Below are 16,717 nucleotides of genomic sequence, written 5' to 3'. Positions count from 1 at the left end.
GGGAGGCGTGATGACCACCACGAGCAAGCAGCCCCTGCCGATGGCGCCGCACCGGATCGAGCTGGCGATCGGCGGGATGACCTGCGCCTCCTGCGCCGCCCGCATCGAGAAGAAGCTCAACCGGATGCCGGGCGTCACCGCCACCGTCAACTACGCCACCGAGAAGGCCACCGTCGCGTACGCCGACGACGTGACCCCGGGCGACCTGATCGCCACGGTCGAGAAGACCGGCTACACGGCCGTCGTGCCGCCCCCGCCGGTCCAGGCCGGTGGTGAGCCGGCCGCCGAGCCGGTGGACGAGCTACGCGGTCTGCGTACGCGGCTGTGGGCGTCGATCGTGCTGACCGTGCCGGTGATCGTGCTGGCGATGGTGCCGGCGTGGCAGTTCACGTACTGGCAGTGGCTGTCGCTGACCCTGGCCGCCCCGGTGGTGGTCTGGGGCGGCCTGCCGTTCCACCGGGCCGCCTGGGTCAATCTGCGGCACGGCGCGGCGACCATGGACACGCTGGTGTCGCTGGGCACCCTCGCCGCGTTCGGCTGGTCGGTGTGGGCGCTGTTCCTCGGCACCGCCGGCACGCCGGGGATGACCCACCCGTTCAGCTTCGACATCGTGCGCGGCGACGGTGCGGGCAACATCTACCTGGAGGCGGCGGCCGGCGTCACCACGTTCATCCTCGCCGGCCGGTACTTCGAGGCACGGTCCAAGCGCACCGCCGGGGCGGCCCTGCGGGCCCTGCTCGAGCTGGGCGCCAAGGACGTGGCGGTGCTGCGCGACGGCGTCGAGACCCGCATCCCGGTCGACCAGCTCGCGGTGGGGGACCGGTTCGTCGTCCGTCCCGGCGAGAAGGTCGCCACCGACGGCGTCGTCGACGAGGGCACCTCGGCGGTCGACGCGAGCATGCTGACCGGGGAGTCCGTTCCGGTCGAGGTGGCCCCCGGCGACACCGTGGTCGGCGCGACCGTCAACGCCGGTGGGCGGCTGGTCGTCCGGGCCACCCGGGTCGGCGGCGACACGCAGCTCGCCCAGATGGCGCGCCTGGTCGAGGCCGCGCAGACCGGCAAGGCGGCCGTGCAGCGGCTCGCCGACCGGATCTCCGGCGTCTTCGTCCCGATCGTGATCGCCCTCGCCGCCGGCACGCTGGGCTGGTGGCTGGGCAGCGGGGCGGGTCCGACGGCCGCGTTCACCGCTGCCGTGGCGGTGCTCATCATCGCCTGCCCGTGCGCCCTCGGCCTGGCCACGCCGACCGCCCTGCTGGTCGGCACCGGCCGGGGCGCCCAGCTCGGCATCCTGATCAAGGGGCCGGAGGTGCTGGAGTCCACCCGGCGGGTCGACACGGTGGTGCTGGACAAGACCGGCACCGTCACCACCGGCCGGATGGCCCTGGTCGACGTGCTCCCGGCGACCGGCGAGGACCGGGCGGAGGTGCTCCGGATCGCCGGCGCCCTCGAAGCCGCCTCCGAGCACCCGATCGCCCGGGCCGTCGCCGCGGGCGCGGCCGAGGCCGGCGGGCTGTCACCGGTGACCGGCTTCGCCAACCTCGAAGGGCTGGGCGTGAGCGGCTCCGTGGAGGGCCGCGAGGTGCTGGTCGGCCGGCCCCGGCTGCTGCGGGAGCGGGGTGTGGACGTAACCGGGGAGGTCTCGGCGGCGGTGACCACCGCGGAGGCTGCCGGGCGGACGGCGGTCCTGGTCGGCTGGGACGGGCGGGCCCGCGGCGTGCTGGCGGTGGCCGACGTGGCCAAACCGACCAGCGCGAGCGCCGTCGCGCGGCTCCGCGACCTCGGACTCAGCCCGGTGCTGCTGACGGGCGACAACGAGACCGTCGCCCGGGCGGTCGCGACCGAGGTCGGGATCGCCGAGGTGATCGCCGAGGTGCTGCCCGCGGAGAAGGTGGACGTGGTCCGGCGGCTCCAGGGTGAGGGCCGGGTCGTGGCGATGGTCGGCGACGGGATCAACGACGCCGCCGCGCTCGCCCAGGCCGACCTGGGACTGGCCATGGGCACCGGGACCGACGTGGCGATCGAGGCCTCCGACCTGACCCTGGTACGGGGTGACCTGACCGCCGCCGTGGACGCGATCCGGCTCTCCCGGCGCACCCTCGCGATCATCAAGGGCAACCTGTTCTGGGCCTTCGCCTACAACGTCGCGGCGCTCCCGCTGGCCGCGGCCGGGCTGCTCAACCCGATGATCGCCGGTGCCGCGATGGCGTTCTCGTCGGTCTTCGTGGTGGCCAACAGCCTCCGACTCCGGGGTTTCCGCCCGGTCGGGTGACGGTTGGCGGCGGTTTCCCGGGGTACATCGGGAGGCAAGCGGCACCCCCGGATCCCTGGAGGTTGACATGGGTATCGAAGACAAGGTCAACAACACCGCCGAGAACGCCGCGGGCAAGCTCAAGGAGGGCGCCGGGCGCGCCACCGACAACGAGCGGCTCGAGGCCGAGGGCCGGAACGACCAGGCCAGCGCCAGCCTCAAGCAGGCCGGCGAGAAGATCAAGGACGTCTTCAAGAGCTGATCACGGTGTACGCGTCACCGCCGGGCCGGCCCCGCCGCCCCGGCGGTGACGTGTCCCGCCGACGAGTCCACTCGTTGCCAGGACGACGCCGTTCGCGGCGTCATCGGCGTCCACAGGGGACGTCGTGGTGCAGAACGGGGGTGAGCCGATGTCCCGGACCGTCGTGCTCGCGCGGCGTGCCGCCGCCATCGCGGCCCTGGCCGTGCTGGTCCTCGGGGCGCACGACGAGCGCCGGGGCGAGGCCGGAGCCCCGCCACCGCCGCCTTCCGCCCCGGCCAGCGCCACCCCCTGACGGGCCGGCGTTTGGAGACCTTGGATTTCTGCCCCTCGGGGGCGTTTCCTCAGCCCCGCTCGGCGACCTGGGCGACGAACGCCCGCCAGGCGCTGGAAGCGAAGGTCAGCGCCGGCCCGGCCGGGTCCTTCGAGTCGCGTACGGCGACCACGCCGGGGAGGTTGTCGGCGACCTCGACGCAGTTGCCGCCGTTGCCGCTGCTGCGGCTGCTCTTGCGCCACCGCGCGCCGTTCAGGTCCATGATTCCGCCACGTCCCTTCGTTGACATCGCCCCGTCATGCTCGCTCGACCTCGCGGAGCATCAGAGCGAGGCTCTGTGAGCGCCGCTCGGCCGCGAGGGCATCCCACGCCCGTCGCGCGTACGCGACACCGCCCGCCTTGTCGCCGGCCTTCGCCATGGTGAGCCCCCGGTGCAGTTCGATGTGCGTCGCGAAGCGCGGTAGACCCTCGGGCCGGGTTCGGTCGGCCTCCTCCTGCGCTTCGGTGCCGGGGCCGGGCATCCCGAGTCGGGCGTACAGCATGCTGCGGAAGGTCGCCATCCGCCACGGCGGGACGGCGGTGTCGGAGACCTCGCTGTCGGGTGAGGCAACGTGATCGAAGACCCGGCGCGCCTCGGTGTCGAGGGCGACCGCCCCCGCCTTGTCGCCACGTCCCGCCGCGACGTGTGCCCTTGCCATGAGTGCCTGGACGCGACCGGGTGACGGCTGGTCGGACAGCGCAATCGCCTGGTCCGCATATCGTCGCGCCGTCGGAAGCGCCGCCCCCTCGTAGGCGAGGGCGATCGCGGCGCGGCCCCGTACCCACACCCGGACGGTCAGGTCCTCGGAACGGTCGGCGGCAGTGGTCGCCAAGTCGTACCACCGGATCGCCTCGACCGGGTCCGGGGTGGTCTTCCCGTAGGTGACCAGCGCCCTTGCCGCGTGCGACCACATGGGCGGCGTGTCGAGGTGCTGTTGCAGGATCACCAGGTCGCCTGCGAGGCGCGTCTGAAGTACCGCTGCTCCGACCGCCATGTAGTCGCGCCCGTACTGGTCGACCCGCTCGCGCCAGTCCTCCTCAGCGGCACGGCCTTGAAGCGCGGCGCTGAAACCGGCCCGGATGAGTTCACCGGCCACGACCGGGCCGACGACACCCGCCGCCAGGCCGAGCACTTGCCGTCGGTTCACGTCGCCCTCCCCGAGCGCCCGCGCGTAGGCGAGCACGATGTCAGGGGTCGCCGCTCGCCGTCCAGCCTCGACGTTGCTCAGGTGCGATGCCGAGTAGCACGTCCGCGCAGCGACCGAGGCGAGCGTGACGCCGGCCTCGGTACGAGCCTGCCGCAGTTGTGCGCCGAGATGATCCACCGGTCCTCCTGCTGAAAGCCGCTGAAAGCATCGACCTCCTTCCGAGCGTAGTCCCACGATCGCACTCTGAAAGGCACGGTGCGGCCGGTGGAGGTGACCGGAACCCGGCGGCTGCGCTGGTCACGGGGCCGCCTCGACATGAAGGCGAGGCGGCCCCATCCATGACACGAAGGAGGTCCACCCCTTGCGACTCAGATCTTGGCGATGCGAGCCTGTGCCGCCGCTTCCCCGGCGCATCCGCGGGGCCAACCTGCCGGCGGCGCTGTTCGCGCCCACCCGGCCACTACCCGCAGTCCAGCCGGGCCGCCCCGGAAACCTCACCCCGGCGCAGCAGTGGCGTGCGAACGGAGGCCGCTGGTGAGTCTCGTCGTCGGCCACACCATCCGTGTCCCCGAGGACGGCTACAAGTTCGGCACCGGTCCGCTGACCCTGCACATCTCCGAGGTGATCGGCCGCAGTGAGATCGACGGGGTGGTCTGGGCCGAACTGAGGGGCCGGGAGGTTCGCCCCGACGGTTCGGTCGCCGTCCGCGAGCGGTACGCCCTCGTCCGCGTCGACCGGGTCCGCGAGGTGGACGGGGTGCGGGGCCGGTGAGCCGGCGTCCCGTCGACCACCGTCCCTCGCGGCCGACCTGGCGCTGCGCGGCGTGCGGGATCGCCTGGCCGTGCTCGCCGGCGAAGCTGCGCCTGCTGGGCGAGTACCGCAACGACCGCGCCGCCCTGCTGGTCTACCTGGCGACGCTGCAGGCCGAGGCCGTCGAACACCTCACGGGGCTCGATCCCGGTACGCCGCCAGCCGACCTGGCCGACCGCTTCACCACGTGGGCCCGCGCCCGGTAGCGGGGCGTCGCACCGATCTTGGAGGATTTCGGCCCCTCCGGGGGCGTTTCCTTCCAAGATCTGGGCGCGGCCTCAGGTGACGACCGGGCTGCGGCGTTCGATGAGGGTGACGTCGCGCCAGACCCCGTGGTGGCGGCCGACCCGTTCCCGGGTGCCGACGGTACGGAAGCCGCAGGCGGCGTGGAGGGCGAGGCTGGCGGTGTTCTCGGGGAAGACGCCTGACTGGATGGTCCAGATCCCGGCCCGCTCGGTGGCGGCGATGAGGCTGGTCAGCAGGGCGCGGCCGACGCCTCGGCCGCGAGCGTCCGGGTGGACGTAGACGGAGTGCTCGACGACCCCGGCGTAGACGCACCGGTCGGACACGGCCGTGCAGGCGACCCAGCCGAGGACGCGACCGGCCGCGTCGACGGCGACCCACCGGTGGTCGGGCAGGCGGGTCGCGGTGAAGGCGGACCAGGTGGGCGGTTCGGTCTCGAAGGTGGCGTCACCGGAGGCGATGCCGAGCCGGTAGATGTCCAGGACCGCGTCGGCGTGCTGGTCGCCCATGGCGGTGATCGTGATGCCGGCCGGGCTCATCGGGTCTCCGTGGCCCCGGCGGCCGCGGGCAGTTCCAGCAGTGCGCCGAGCTGGCGGAACGCCTCCGGACGGACCCTGTACCACACCCACGTGCCGCGACGCTCGGAGTCGACCAGGCCGGCCTCCCGCAGCACCTTCAGGTGGTGGGAGATGGTCGGCCCGGACAGGTCGAACGCCGGGGTCAGGTCGCACACGCACATCTCCGGCACCGAGGCGATCATCGACATCAGCCGCAGCCGGACCGGATCGCCGAGGGCCTTGAACATCGGCGCGACCACCGACGCCTGCTCGGCGTCCAACGGGCGCACCGCCAGCGGAGGGCAGCAGGCCACCGCGTGAAGGTCCAGCGACTGTTTCGACATGCCTCTAGGTTGACAGATGTCAAAACAGGGTGCAACAGTGGGTGCGTTGCTTCGATAAGCATCTAGACAAGGAGAACCTCATGTCCCGTGTCCAGCTCGCCCTACGCGTCTCCGACCTGGAAGGCTCCGTCGCCTTCTACGCCAAGCTGTTCGGCGTCGAGCCGGCCAAGCGCCGCCCCGGTTACGCCAACTTCGCGATCGAGAACCCACCCCTGAAGCTCGTCCTGCTCGAAGGCGAGCCCGACCGGCCCACCGTCCTGGACCACCTCGGCGTCGAGGTGTTCAGCACCGACGAGGTCGGCGCCGCCACCCGGCGCCTCACCGACGCCGGCCTGATCACCCTGGAGGAGAGCGACACCGAGTGCTGTTACGCCCTCCAGGACAAGGTCTGGGTGCGCGGCCCCGGGCAGGAGCCCTGGGAGGTCTACACCGTCAAGGCCGACTCCCCCCAGCTGGAGAAGCCCACCGACAGCACCTGCTGCACCCCGTCCACCACGACCACCGCCACCACCACGACCGCCGATCCGACCCCGGCCACCACCGGCACCCGCGCGTCCTGCTGCTGACCGTCGATCTTGCACTTACTGCCCCGACATTCTTCGCATCCAGGGCAAAGCGAGGGCACAAAGTGCAAGATCGCGGGGGCAGTTCCCCGGCGCGGCTCGGCCGCGCCGGGGCAGGGCCCGGCGCGGCGCGCGCCCCCGTGTCGCGCGCCGCGCCGGGCCGGGGGCAGTCAGGGCAGGACGCGGTACGTCACGTGCGCGACGGTGGGGCCGGCGACCACCCGGGTCTGCTTCAGGCGCAGGTCGGCGAGGCCGTCGAAGAGGGGTTCGCCCGCGCCCAGCACGATCGGCACCACGTGCAGTTGGAGAGTGTCGACGAGACCCGCCGCCAGGTACTGCCGGACGGTGCTCGCGCCGCCCGCGATCGCGACCTCCCGGTCACCGGCCACCTTCCGGGCCTGCTCCAGCGCCGAGTGGATCCCGTCGGTCACGAAGTGGAAATCGGCGCCGCCGGCCATCGGCTGCGACGGACGGGGATGGTGGGTCAACACGAAGACCGGCACGCCGAACGGGGGCTCCTCGCCCCACCAGCCCCGCCACGTCATGTCCCACGGGCCGTCGCCGCCGCCGAACATGCGCCGGCCCATCACGCACGCGCCGACGTTCCGGGTCATCTCGTCGACGACCTGGGAATCCACACCGAACTCGCCCCCGGCCTGCCCGTGCTGCTCCCGCCACCGGCCGGCGGCGAAGAGCCACTCGTGCAGGCGCAGGCCGCCCCGGCCCAGCGGATCCTGGAGGCTCTGGTCGGGCGCCGCCACGTACCCGTCCAGGGAGATCGAGATCTGACACGTCACCGTACTCATGCGGATTGGACGTCCGGGGCGTACCGAACTCATCGGTCGCGGCGCCGGCCGCCGCGGACCGGCCGGGCCGGGCGGCCCGGCGTGGCGCCCAGCGACGCCCGGTCGGCGGCGGCGGTGCCCGACGTCCAGCCCTCGGCGTCGCGGACGGTGAGCCGGGCCCGGGTGACGCCCGGGAACAGGGCGTCGAGGTGCTGCCGCACCGCCTCGTTGCGTGCGGCGAGCACCGGCAGCAGCCGGTCCGGGCCGGCCTCCTCGGTGGCCGCCCCGGTCGCCGCCCGCAGGCGCTCGCCGATACGCAGGGCGAACGCGTTGAGGAACGACTCGTCGTAGCCACGGGTCCGCCGGCCGCCCGACTGCCGCCGCTCGCCCCGCCCCCGCAGCATGGCCGCGGTGGCCTGCACGAGCAGCGACGTGTAGAGCAGCTCCACCGCCTCCAGATCGGTCGGCCATCCGAGCACCGTGCTGAACCCCAGGTCGTCCGACCACACGGCCTCGCACCGGTTGGCCGCCGCGACCTCCTGCACCAGCAACGCCTTCGCCCCCGCGTACGGGGAATCGGTGCCGAGGCGCACCCCGGTGGGCAGGTCGGCCGGGTCCGGCGCGGCCAGCAGGGCCGCCTCGATGCTGTGCCGGGCCATCAGCTCCTGCGCCTTCGCCGTCAGGGCCTCCGCCTCCGCCGGGAAGGTGGTCGACTCGGCCTTGGCCAGTAGGGCCCGGACCCGGTCGAGCATCCGGGAACCACCGGGCGCCGGACGGGTCGTGGCCGCCGCCGGCGCGCCCGGCGGCGGCCGGAGCACCGCGATCGGCGGCAACCCCTCGACCAGCGCCAGCGCGTCGACGGCCGCGCGCAGGGCCGTGAAGCGGTCCGAGCCGGTGCGGGCCGACCAGCCGGCGAGGTGGCGGTCGTCCGCGTCCCACCACACCGTCGCGGCCAGCTCGCGAAGCTGCGCCTCCCACCAGTCGGGCACCGGATCGGCCAGGTCCCGGCGGTGCGCGGCGAGCGCGTCCACCACCAGTCCGGCGTCGCGCGGGCCCAGCCGGCGGGTCGCGATCCGGGCCAGGTCGACCGGCTGCCAGCCACGCGGCACGAGACGCCCGACGGTCCGCACCAGCCGCCGGAAGAGGGCGGCGTCCACTGCTCGCCCGCCGTCCGCGCCGCCGATCATCAGCCGGTCCAGCTGCCGCTCCGCGAGGCGTACGTCGGTGCCGCGCACCGCCGCCAGCGCATCGCTGACCAGCTCCTCGGCGTCCGGCACGGCCGCTTCCCCCTCGACAGGTCGGGCGCCCGACGAGGCCGGCCGCCAGCCGACCGTACCTCCGGTCGTCCGTGCGGCCCGGTCGCTCGTGACAGCCGCCACGTCCGCCCTCGTGCAGGAGCCCCGGGGCACGGCATGTGCGGCCCTCTCGCCGCGCGGCTCCGCCGGCGCTCACCGGGAGGCGCGATCCGACCCGGCGCCGTGGCCTGCGGGAAGCCACCGCGCCGTCGCGTGCCCGCGGCGCGACGGATCAACGCGCGGCGCGACGGTCAGCGCGCGGTGTACGGGGCGCCGGCGGTCAGCCGGAGGGTGAAGCCGTCCGGGCCGTCGTGCCGGCTGACGTGGTTGCACGACTGGTACGTGATCCACAGGCCCAGCCCGCCCGGGTTGCCGTTCGCAGTCGGCAGCAGCCCGACGTACGGGTTGGCCGGGCCGGTGCCGGTGTCGCTGACCGTGACGACGATGCGGTCGGGAGCGGCCCACAGGCGCATCCGGACCGGTGCCCGGCCGTGGCGCAGCGCGTTGGTGACGGTCTCGCTGACCGCGACCACCAGGTCCTCGAGGTCGTCGACCGGCAGCCGGCCCTGGTCGGCCCAGTGGACGGCGGCGCGGGCGTCCGCCGCCGTGGGGTCGCGCAGGTCGACGATCGGCGGGGTCGCCTGGATCGGGTCCGGCGTGACGGGCAGGTCCTCGCGAAGGAAGACCTCCGGCGGGGTCCAGGTCGGGCTGGGCACGTGCCCGCCGTCCGGGGTGGCGAACCGGGGATGGGTCCGGGCCACGTCCGCCAGCACCGCGGGCGGGACGATCCGGGTGTCGTACGCGCACATGCTCCAGAGCGGGAAGTCGTCGTACGCGTGGTTGATGGCCGACTCGTAGCGGGCCCACCAGTCCCACATGGCGCCGAGCGCCACCTCGGGGACCTCGCCGATGATCCGGATCTGCTTCGCGCCCCCGGCCACCTGCTCGGCGAGGAGCTGCCGGTAGGACCGGATGGCGGCGGCGGGTCGCGCGTACATGTCGCCGCCCGGTAGATAGTCCACGGCCGCTCCGGTGGGCAGTGCCGTCCGCACCAGCTTGGCGTTGCGCTCGCCCAGCGCCACGAACGTCGGCTCGCCCGCCTCGACACCGCCGAGCAGGAACGGCACCACGACCGCCAGCAGCTCGTCGTCGGTGTCGTAGCGGATCGCCTCGTGGTAGTAGCCCGGGTGCCCGGCCGCCGCCCCCGTTCTCATCGCACCATCTCCACGTGGATGCCGGTCAGCCCGAGCAGGTCGGCCAGCCGGGCCGGGGTCGGGCGGGACGTCCGCAGGACCACGGTGGCGTCCCGACGTCGCGCGTACGCCTGGAGGGCGATGAGCGTGCGGTGGTCGAGGAAGCGCAGCCCGGTGGCCTGGAGCACCAGCCGCCCGTCGGTCGGGCGCAGGTCGGCCCACTCCAGTGCGTCGCGGAACAGCTCGTGGTTCGACGGATCGAGCTCACCGGTGAGGGCCGCGTGCCCGTCGGCGGGAGCGGTGGCGAACAGGTGGAACAGCGGGTCGGTCTGGTTGCTCTCGGGATGCATGCAGGCCAGCGCGGCGACGGTCGCGTCGCCCAGCGCGGACCGGTCGTAGGCGCACATCGCGGCGAACGGCCCGGTGCGCATCCAGCGGTCGATCTGGTGCTCGTAGCGGGTGAAAGCGTCGAGCTGCTTCGCGGTGCGGACCATGTCGGTCGCCTCCGCGACGACCCGCAGGCCGGTGAAGCCGGCGGCCAGGGCCGCCTCGGTGGCAGCGGCGTACGCCGCGACCTGGGTGGGCGGGTCGACGACCGCACCGGAGGTGTAGGTCTCGCCGAGCGGCACCACGGCGGCGGCGCCCCGGTCGACCGCCTCGGCGAAGCCGGGCAGGCCGGCCAGCCGCTCCGCCACCGGCCCGGTCGGCGTCGGCGTGACGAACCAGACCCGCTCGCCGCCGGCGAGGCCCGCCGCGACGTGGCGCTCCGCCTCGTCGGCGAAGACCTCCTGGTCGTCGTACGACCAGCAGAGGTGGCCATGCGGTGGCATCGGGTCCGTCACGTTGCTTGCCTCATGGCATCAGTCTATGCCGGGTCCCGTGACCGGCCACTCGGCCCGACCTGCTCACGTCCGGGGGAACGTCGCCCAGATGTTCTTCGTGGTGTCGGTCGCGTACCAGCCCACGTCCAGGGAGAGCTTCTGCGCGATCTGGAGGCCCCGCCCGCCGGAGCCGACCGGCCGGGTGTCGGCGAGCTCCGGGACGGTGCTCAGGTCGTGGTCGGCGACGTCGAGGACGAGGCAGTCGTCGGTGGCGAGCAGCCGAACGATGGTCGGCGGGATGCCGTGGCGCAGCGCGTTGGTGGCGAGCTCCGTCGCGATCAGCGCGATCAGCTCGGGCACCTCGTCCAGGGCGGCGCCCTCGGCGAGCACGGTGCCGGTCAGTTCCTCGTGCAGGGACGCGCGGAGCCCGCGCAGGTCCGTCGCGTCGGACAGCGTCCACCGCCGCAGTTCGGTGGCACGTGGGGGTGGTGGCGAGGTGCTCAGGCGGCCCATGGCCCTGTTGTACCCCGCCTTCGCCACCGCCACGCCCGCCGTGTCGGGGCGCACGGATGGCTGCCGGCGACATGGCGACGGACGCGTGGGTGTCGGCGCCGAGGATATCTGCTGTGGCCTATGTCACGCTACGGTCTCGGCACGCCGGCACCCGTCCCGCCGGTGTGGCACCCGGCACCGTCCGGCCGGCGTGGCGCGCCGTTACCCGTCCCGCCGGCGTACGCGGACAGGAGAGCCGTCATGAGGAGACCGCTGAGACTCGCCGCCACCCTCGCCACCGTCCTGCTGCTGGTGCTGTCGTCCCCCGCCCCCGTCGCCGCCGCCGCGGACCCGTACACGAAGACACCCGTGTCGGGGTCACTCGGCCGGTACAACATCTCCGCCGTCCACGTCGCCGGCGTCTCCTCCGGCGGCTACCTGGCCACCCAGCTCCAGGTCGCCTACTCGGCGCGGATCCGGGGCGCGGCCGTCTTCGCCGCCGGGCCCTACTACTGCGCGCAGAACAACGTCGCCCAGGCGCTGTACGGCTGCGGCGACAACCGCTACCCCACCAACCTGCCCAGCCTCACCAGTTACACCCGCACGTGGGCGTCGTACGGCTGGGTCGACGGGGTCGGCAACCTCGGCGGCCAGCCCGTGTACGTCTTCCACGGCGGGAACGACAACACCGTGAAGCGGTCGGTCACCGACGACCTGGTCCGCTACTACCAGCACTTCGGTGCCAGCGTGCAGTACGACTCGGGCAGCGCCGCCGGGCACGCCTGGGTGACCCCGTACGGGACCGTCGGCTGCACGGCCACCGCCGCCCCGTTCCTCAACGACTGCGGCACCGACCCGCAGGGGGCCTTCCTGCGCAAGCTGCTCGGCAGCGTGGCGGCCCCCAACACGGGACCGCTCGGCGGGACGCTCGTCCGGTTCGGCCAGAACACGTACGCCGTCAACGGCTGGGCCAACGGGCTGAGCATGGACAGCTCCGGTTTCGTGTACGTCCCGGCGTCCTGCGCGGCCGGGCAGTCGTGCCGGCTGCTCGTCGCGCTGCACGGCTGCCTCCAGGGCTACGGCCGGGTCGGCACCGCCTTCGTGGACCGGGCCAACCTCAACCAGTACGCGGACACCAACCGGCTCGTGGTGCTCTACCCGCAGGCGACCACGTCGGCGGCCAACCCGAACGGCTGCTGGGACTGGTGGGGTTACCTCGGCGCCACCAACTACCCGATCAAGGGCGGGGCGCAGATCGAGACGATCATGAACATGGTCCGCCGCCTCGACGGCTGAGCCGGCTCCGGGCGGCACCGGGCGCGACGCTGCCGCCCGGTGCCGCCCACCCCGTCGGTCACACCGCGAGGATGATCGTCATGGCGGCGTAGCCGGACAGCAGCAGGACGCCCTCGAAGCCGAGCCGCCCCCAGCCGCAGGCCTGCCGGACGAGCAGGCCGCCGAGCAGGACCGCCGTCATGAACAGGGCGCTGGCGGTGACGAACAGCTCGTCGGGCCCGGCGGTGTGGTAGATCGAGCCGCCGCGGTAGAAGGCGTCGCCGACGATCAGGTTGAGGGCGTCGAGGCTGTTGCCGCCGAGGACGGCGGCGATGGCCAGGGTGGGCGCGCCCCGGCGGACCGCCGCCACGGCGGTGACCGTCTCCGGCAGGGCGTTCACCGCGCCCATGAGGATCGCCCCGACGAAGCCCGCGCTGAGACCGGTGACCATGACCAGGCTCTCGGCGGCCCGTGCGATGGCCCAGCCGCCCACCGAGACCAGCAGGCCGACCGCGGCGAACCGGACCCAGAGCCCGGTCGCGCTGGTCCGGTCGAGGCGGCCGTGATCGTGCGGGACGTCCGGCAGCGTCTCGGTGGTGGCCACGGCCTCCCACAGCGGATTCGTTCCCGAACGGCGGATCAGGTGCAGCCCGCCGAGGTAGGCGCCGGCCATGGCGAAGGAGGCCGGGTGCAGGCCGCCGACGGTGACGTCCGGGGCGAAACTCCCGAGCAGGGCCAGCGCGAGCAGCGCGATGAGCAGGGCACCGAACAGCACGTTCGACAGCGAAGCCGCGGCGTGCTCCAGGTTGACCCGGCGGTGGAAGGCGTCCGCCACGGCGACGGCGGTGGTCTGGGCCGCGATACCGCCTACGGAGTTGCCGTACGCGAGTTGCGGTTGCTCGGCGACGGCGCTCACGGCGGTCATCACGATGCCGGACAGCGAGGTCGCCAGGCCGAAGAAGACCGCGCCGAAGAACGCCTCGCCCCAGCCGGTCCGGTCGGCGAGGGTGTCGCCCAGGGTGACCAGGCGGATGCTCCCGACCACCGTGAGCGCGCCGGCGACGCCGAACACCGCGATGCTGAGCCCCGGTGGCCAGGGCAGACTGGTCAGAAGCCCCGGCACCGGCCGGGGGTTCCCACAACTACCCGGCCGAATCCCGGTTGACCGGAAATGTCCGGCCTAGGCTCGGGTGAGCCAGAAGGTCAGGCCGAGCGCGTCGTCGGTGAACGGCACGTCATCCGGCCAGGCCGGCTCGCCCTCGGCGCAGTCGGCCGCCAGCACCTCCTCGGCGACCAGGTCGCGGTGCTCCGCGAGGGCCAGCGCCGTCTCCTCCCGGTCGGCCCGGTACCGCAGCCGGATCCGGTCGGTCACCTCCAGGCCGCTGCTCTTGCGGGCCTCCTGGATCAGCCGGACGGCCTCGCGGGCCGCCCCCGCCCGGCGCAACTCGGGCGTGAGGTGCAGGTCCAGGGCCAACGTCGCCCCCGCCTCACCGGCCACCGCCCAGCCGGCGCGGGGAGTCTCGGTCACCACGACATCGTCGGGGCTGAGTGTCACCGGCTCGCCGTCCACCACGACCGTCGCCGTACCGCTCTCCCGGAGGGACTCCTTGAGCGCATTCGGGTCGACGGCGGCGATGACCGCGGCCACCTGCTGCACCGCCTTGCCGAACCGCCGGCCCAGCGTTCGGAAGTTCGCCTTCGCGGTCGTGTCGACCAGTGAGTCGCCCGCCCCGCCCAGCGCGGCGACCGACCCGACGTTCAGCTCGGCCGCGATCTCCGCCAGCAGGTCCGGCGGCAGCTCCGCGAAGCCGGGGGCCGAGGCGAGCGCCCGGGACAGCGGCTGGCGCACCTTCATCCCGGAGTCGGCCCGGGCCGCCCGGCCCAACTCGACCAGCCGGCGGGCCAGGGCCATCCGCGTCGACAGCACCGGATCGACCAGCGCCTCGTCGACCACCGGGTACGCGGCCAGGTGCACCGATGGCGCGGCGTCCGGGCTGACCGGCACCACCAGGTCCTGCCAGACCCGCTCGGCGACGAACGGGGTGAGCGGCGCCAGCAGCAGGGTGAGGGTGGACAGCGCCTCGTGCAGGGTGGCGAGGGCCGCCCGGTCGCCCCGCCAGAAGCGCCGCCGGCTGCGCCGGACGTACCAGTTCGACAGGTCGTCGATGAAGCCCGCCAGCAGCCGGCCGGCCTGCTGGGTGTCGAACCCCGCCATCGCGGCGTCGACCTGCCGGACCAGGATGTTCAGCTCGGAGAGCAGCCACCGGTCGAGGACCGGCCGGTCGGTGGGTGCCGGGTCGGCGGCCGACGGGGACCACCCGGCGGTACGGCCGTACAGGGCCTGGAAGGCCACCGTGTTCCAGTAGGTCAGCAGGATCTTCCGGACCACCTCCTGGAGGGCCGTGTGCCCGACCCGGCGGGCCGACCACGGCGACCCGACCGACGCCATGAACCAGCGCACGGCGTCGGCGCCGTGCCGGTCCAGCAGCGGGATCGGCTCCAGGATGTTGCCGAGGTGCTTGGACATCTTCCGGCCGTCCTCGGCCAGGATGTGGCCCAGGCAGACCACGGTCTCGTACGGCGAGCGGTCGAAGACCAGCGTCCCCACCGCCATGAGCGTGTAGAACCAGCCGCGCGTCTGGTCGATGGCCTCCGAGATGAACTGCGCCGGGTACCGCTCGGCGAACGTGTCGGCACCCCGGTACGGGTGGCCGAACTGCGCGAACGGCATGGCGCCCGAGTCGTACCAGGCGTCGATGACCTCCTCCACCCGGCGGGCGGTCGCACCGCACCGGCACCCGAAGGTCACCTCGTCGATGTACGGCCGGTGCGGGTCCAGCCCGGTCAGGTCGGTGCCGGTCAGCTCGCCCAGCTCGGCCAGCGAGCCGACGCAGGTCAGGTGCCCCTCCGGGCACCGCCAGATCGGCAGCGGCGTGCCCCAGTAGCGGCGCCGGGACAGCGCCCAGTCGACGTTGTTGGCGAGCCAGTCGCCGTACCGGCCGTGCTTCACCGTCGCCGGGTGCCACCTGGTCCGCTCGTTCTCCCGCAGCAGCGCGTCCCGGACCGCCGTGGTCCGGATGTACCAGGACGGCTGGGCGTAGTAGATGAGCGCCGTGTGGCAGCGCCAGCAGTGCGGGTAGCTGTGCTCGTACGGGACCTCCCGGAACAGCAGCCCCCGGGCCGCGAGGTCCTCGACCAGCGGCCGGTCGGCCGCCTTGAAGAACAGCCCGCCGACCAGCGGCAGGTCCGGCTGGAAGCGGCCGTCTGGGCGGACCGGGTTGACCATCGGCAGGCCGTACGCGCGGCTGGTGGCCAGGTCGTCCGCGCCGAAGGCGGGCGCCTGGTGGACCAGGCCGGTGCCGCTGTCCGTCGTCACGTACGACGCCAGGACGACGATGTGCGCGTCCGGGACGTCGACCAGCGTGAACGGCGGCCGGTAGGTCCACCGGTCCAGCTCCTTGCCGCGGAAGGACTCCCCGGTGAGGTCCCACCCGTCGCCGAGCGCGGACGCGAGCAGCGGCTCGGCGACGACGAGCTGCTCCTCGCCGTCGGTCGCGACGACGTAACGGACGTCGGGATGCACCGCCACCGCGACGTTCGACGGCAGGGTCCACGGGGTGGTGGTCCACACCAGCAGCGACGCGCGGTCGGCGAGCGGGCCGGAGGTCAGCGGGAAACGGACGAAGACCGACGGGTCGACCACCGTCTCGTACCCCTGGGCGAGCTCGTGGTCCGACAGGCCGGTCTCGTCGCGGGGGCACCACGGCGCGACCCGGAAGTCCTCGACCAGCAGGCCCTTGTCGAAGATCTGCTTGAGCGACCACCAGACCGACTCGATGTACTCCGGGTCCATGGTCCGGTACGCGTCGGCCAGGTCGACCCAGTAGCCCATCCGCTCGGTGAGCTCGGCGAAGGCGTCCGTGTGCCGGGTGACCGACTCCCGGCAGCGGGCGTTGAACTCGGCGACGCCGTACGCCTCGATGTCCCGTTTGCCGGTGAAGCCCAGCTCCCGCTCGACGGCCAGCTCCACGGGCAGGCCGTGGCAGTCCCAGCCCGCCTTGCGGGCGACGTGGAAGCCTTTCATCGTGCGGTAGCGGGGGAACACGTCCTTGAAGACCCGCGCCTCGATGTGGTGGGCGCCCGGCATCCCGTTGGCGGTCGGCGGCCCCTCGTAGAACACCCACTCCGGGCGGCCCCGCGACTGCTCCAGGCTGCGCGCGAAGACGTCGTTCTCCCGCCAGAAGCGCAGGATCTCGTGGTCGAGCGCGGGCAGGTCGACCTGGCTCGGGACGCTGCGGTACATGAGTCCGGAGACTATCGCCGGGAATCGTTCCCCGCGCCGGTAATTCCGGGGGCGCGCCGGGCACCCCC

The 16,717-nt window shown here is 73.5% G+C and carries 18 protein-coding genes; 7 read left to right on the top strand and 11 right to left on the bottom strand.

What is annotated here, in order from left to right; genetic code table 11:
• The first annotated feature begins 10 nt into the window (after positions 1-10).
• From GKC29_RS01640 to GKC29_RS01630, 3 genes are all read left to right on the top strand, one after another.
• A complete protein-coding gene (locus GKC29_RS01640; protein ID WP_155329130.1) occupies positions 11-2,269 on the top strand; it encodes a cation-translocating P-type ATPase in 2,259 nt (752 codons plus the stop codon).
• A gap of 67 nt (positions 2,270-2,336) precedes the next feature.
• Positions 2,337-2,510: a CsbD family protein gene (locus GKC29_RS01635; RefSeq protein ID WP_155329129.1), complete on the top strand. Its 174-nt coding sequence runs from the start codon at positions 2,337-2,339 to the stop codon at positions 2,508-2,510.
• 148 nt (positions 2,511-2,658) lie between these two features.
• Entirely contained in the window at positions 2,659-2,802 is a 144-nt protein-coding gene (locus GKC29_RS01630; protein ID WP_196255966.1) for a hypothetical protein, read from the top strand.
• A gap of 49 nt (positions 2,803-2,851) precedes the next feature.
• On the opposite strand, the gene GKC29_RS01625 is transcribed toward GKC29_RS01630, so the two are convergent.
• Both GKC29_RS01625 and GKC29_RS01620 read right to left on the bottom strand, forming a co-directional pair.
• Positions 2,852-3,043, bottom strand: coding sequence for a DUF397 domain-containing protein (locus GKC29_RS01625; protein WP_155333932.1), 192 nt, complete (start codon positions 3,041-3,043; stop codon positions 2,852-2,854).
• 34 nt (positions 3,044-3,077) lie between these two features.
• On the bottom strand, positions 3,078-4,145 hold the full coding sequence (locus tag GKC29_RS01620) for a helix-turn-helix domain-containing protein (RefSeq protein ID WP_155329127.1): 1,068 nt from the start codon (positions 4,143-4,145) through the stop codon (positions 3,078-3,080).
• 357 nt (positions 4,146-4,502) lie between these two features.
• On the opposite strand from GKC29_RS01620, the gene GKC29_RS01615 reads away from it, so the two are divergent.
• Positions 4,503-4,739 carry a hypothetical protein gene (locus GKC29_RS01615; protein WP_155329126.1) on the top strand — a complete coding sequence of 79 codons (237 nt, stop codon included), beginning with the start codon at positions 4,503-4,505 and terminating at the stop codon, positions 4,737-4,739.
• Entirely contained in the window at positions 4,736-4,984 is a 249-nt protein-coding gene (locus GKC29_RS01610) for a flavin reductase (protein WP_155329125.1), read from the top strand. The genes GKC29_RS01615 and GKC29_RS01610 overlap by 4 nt, the downstream gene beginning before the upstream one ends.
• Positions 4,985-5,056: 72 nt before the next feature.
• Here GKC29_RS01610 and GKC29_RS01605 read toward each other — a convergent pair whose 3' ends face one another.
• Both GKC29_RS01605 and GKC29_RS01600 read right to left on the bottom strand, forming a co-directional pair.
• The gene (locus GKC29_RS01605; RefSeq protein ID WP_155329124.1) at positions 5,057-5,560 is read right to left on the bottom strand and encodes a GNAT family N-acetyltransferase; all 504 of its coding nucleotides are present in this window, start codon (positions 5,558-5,560) and stop codon (positions 5,057-5,059) included.
• Positions 5,557-5,922, bottom strand: a complete 366-nt coding sequence (locus tag GKC29_RS01600) for a metalloregulator ArsR/SmtB family transcription factor (protein WP_155329123.1) — start codon at positions 5,920-5,922, stop codon at positions 5,557-5,559. The genes GKC29_RS01605 and GKC29_RS01600 overlap by 4 nt, the downstream gene beginning before the upstream one ends.
• 80 nt (positions 5,923-6,002) lie before the next feature.
• Here GKC29_RS01600 and GKC29_RS01595 point away from each other — a divergent pair, with 80 nt between their 5' ends.
• Complete coding sequence (locus GKC29_RS01595; protein ID WP_155329122.1) at positions 6,003-6,488, top strand: ArsI/CadI family heavy metal resistance metalloenzyme; 486 nt, start codon at positions 6,003-6,005, stop codon at positions 6,486-6,488.
• Between the two features lie 167 nt (positions 6,489-6,655).
• On the opposite strand, the gene GKC29_RS01590 is transcribed toward GKC29_RS01595, so the two are convergent.
• The 5 genes from GKC29_RS01590 to GKC29_RS01570 all read right to left on the bottom strand — a co-directional run bounded on the left by GKC29_RS01590 (position 6,656) and on the right by GKC29_RS01570 (position 11,092).
• Complete coding sequence (locus tag GKC29_RS01590) at positions 6,656-7,291, bottom strand: dihydrofolate reductase family protein (RefSeq protein WP_155329121.1); 636 nt, start codon at positions 7,289-7,291, stop codon at positions 6,656-6,658.
• A gap of 29 nt (positions 7,292-7,320) precedes the next feature.
• Entirely contained in the window at positions 7,321-8,547 is a 1,227-nt protein-coding gene (locus tag GKC29_RS01585) for a DUF2786 domain-containing protein (RefSeq protein ID WP_155329120.1), read from the bottom strand.
• A gap of 269 nt (positions 8,548-8,816) precedes the next feature.
• Entirely contained in the window at positions 8,817-9,779 is a 963-nt protein-coding gene (locus GKC29_RS01580) for a sensor histidine kinase (protein ID WP_155329119.1), read from the bottom strand.
• A complete protein-coding gene (locus tag GKC29_RS01575; protein ID WP_155329118.1) occupies positions 9,776-10,588 on the bottom strand; it encodes an MEDS domain-containing protein in 813 nt (270 codons plus the stop codon). Before GKC29_RS01575 ends, GKC29_RS01580 begins: the two co-directional genes overlap by 4 nt.
• Before the next feature lie 75 nt (positions 10,589-10,663).
• Entirely contained in the window at positions 10,664-11,092 is a 429-nt protein-coding gene (locus tag GKC29_RS01570; protein ID WP_155329117.1) for an ATP-binding protein, read from the bottom strand.
• Between the two features lie 240 nt (positions 11,093-11,332).
• Here GKC29_RS01570 and GKC29_RS01565 point away from each other — a divergent pair, with 240 nt between their 5' ends.
• On the top strand, positions 11,333-12,367 hold the full coding sequence (locus tag GKC29_RS01565) for a PHB depolymerase family esterase (RefSeq protein WP_155329116.1): 1,035 nt from the start codon (positions 11,333-11,335) through the stop codon (positions 12,365-12,367).
• Positions 12,368-12,425: 58 nt separating this feature from the next.
• Here GKC29_RS01565 and GKC29_RS01560 read toward each other — a convergent pair whose 3' ends face one another.
• Complete coding sequence (locus GKC29_RS01560; protein ID WP_155329115.1) at positions 12,426-13,469, bottom strand: sodium:calcium antiporter; 1,044 nt, start codon at positions 13,467-13,469, stop codon at positions 12,426-12,428.
• 57 nt (positions 13,470-13,526) lie between these two features.
• Positions 13,527-16,649, bottom strand: a complete 3,123-nt coding sequence (gene ileS, locus GKC29_RS01555) for an isoleucine--tRNA ligase (RefSeq protein WP_155329114.1) — start codon at positions 16,647-16,649, stop codon at positions 13,527-13,529.
• Positions 16,650-16,717 lie beyond the last annotated feature (68 nt).

It is taken from the genome of Micromonospora sp. WMMC415 (assembly GCF_009707425.1).
Taxonomy (GTDB): Bacteria; Actinomycetota; Actinomycetes; order Mycobacteriales; family Micromonosporaceae; genus Micromonospora.
This window is presented reverse-complemented; position numbering and strand designations above follow the sequence as displayed.

Coding starts and splice junctions, on each gene's coding strand:
- GKC29_RS01640 (WP_155329130.1), top strand. CDS start 11: ATGACCACCACGAGCAAGCAGCCCCTGCCGATGGCGCCGCACCGGATC.
- GKC29_RS01635 (WP_155329129.1), top strand. CDS start 2,337: ATGGGTATCGAAGACAAGGTCAACAACACCGCCGAGAACGCCGCGGGC.
- GKC29_RS01630 (WP_196255966.1), top strand. CDS start 2,659: ATGTCCCGGACCGTCGTGCTCGCGCGGCGTGCCGCCGCCATCGCGGCC.
- GKC29_RS01625 (WP_155333932.1), bottom strand. CDS start 3,043: ATGGACCTGAACGGCGCGCGGTGGCGCAAGAGCAGCCGCAGCAGCGGC.
- GKC29_RS01605 (WP_155329124.1), bottom strand. CDS start 5,560: ATGAGCCCGGCCGGCATCACGATCACCGCCATGGGCGACCAGCACGCC.
- GKC29_RS01600 (WP_155329123.1), bottom strand. CDS start 5,922: ATGTCGAAACAGTCGCTGGACCTTCACGCGGTGGCCTGCTGCCCTCCG.
- GKC29_RS01595 (WP_155329122.1), top strand. CDS start 6,003: ATGTCCCGTGTCCAGCTCGCCCTACGCGTCTCCGACCTGGAAGGCTCC.
- GKC29_RS01590 (WP_155329121.1), bottom strand. CDS start 7,291: ATGAGTACGGTGACGTGTCAGATCTCGATCTCCCTGGACGGGTACGTG.
- GKC29_RS01580 (WP_155329119.1), bottom strand. CDS start 9,779: ATGAGAACGGGGGCGGCGGCCGGGCACCCGGGCTACTACCACGAGGCG.
- GKC29_RS01575 (WP_155329118.1), bottom strand. CDS start 10,588: ATGCCACCGCATGGCCACCTCTGCTGGTCGTACGACGACCAGGAGGTC.
- GKC29_RS01570 (WP_155329117.1), bottom strand. CDS start 11,092: ATGGGCCGCCTGAGCACCTCGCCACCACCCCCACGTGCCACCGAACTG.
- GKC29_RS01565 (WP_155329116.1), top strand. CDS start 11,333: ATGAGGAGACCGCTGAGACTCGCCGCCACCCTCGCCACCGTCCTGCTG.
- ileS (WP_155329114.1), bottom strand. CDS start 16,649: ATGTACCGCAGCGTCCCGAGCCAGGTCGACCTGCCCGCGCTCGACCAC.